The 565-nt window shown below is 43.5% G+C and carries 1 pseudogene; it reads left to right on the forward strand.

What is annotated here, in order from left to right:
• A pseudogene (locus tag IV84_RS10835) lies at positions 1-565 on the forward strand (IS5 family transposase); the annotation flags it as partial.

The following is a 565-nucleotide window of genomic DNA, read 5'->3' on the forward strand; positions in this document are numbered from 1 at the left end:
ATGAAAAATTATCCCAGCAATATTACTCGGCAACAATTTGAATTAATTCGACCAGCTTTAGAAAATTTTCGTAAGCGAACTAAGCCTCGAAAATATGACCTCTACGAGGTCTTCTGTGCGGTCCTATATGTCTTGAAAACCGGTTGCCAATGGCGTCAAGTCCCCGGTGATTTCCCAGAATGGCGGTCAGTTTACAACTATTACAAAATTTGGTCAACTAAAGCTGAGCCTACGGCTGATTCTTTATTGGAACAAGTTTTAAAAAAATTGTCATTGCTCGGCGAACTTACCAAGGACGTTCAGCTTTAACTTCCTTTATTATCGTTGACGCTCAGAGCGTCAAAAACACCGCTACTGCTGAAAACAAAGGTTACGACGCTGGTAAGAAAATCTCGGGGATTAAGCGCCATCTGGCAGTTGATATCAATGGCTTTCCGCAGGCCATTCACATGACGCGAGCGAACGTCTCTGATCGAGACGGGGCCAGTGCAATGATCGCTTTACATGCCATGCATTTACGCCAGGTTCAAAATGTCTTAGTTGATGGTGGTTATTCAGGCGTTAA

Origin of the sequence: Pediococcus damnosus, assembly GCF_001437255.1 — a bacterium.
In the GTDB taxonomy this organism is placed as follows: Bacteria; Bacillota; Bacilli; order Lactobacillales; family Lactobacillaceae; genus Pediococcus; species Pediococcus damnosus.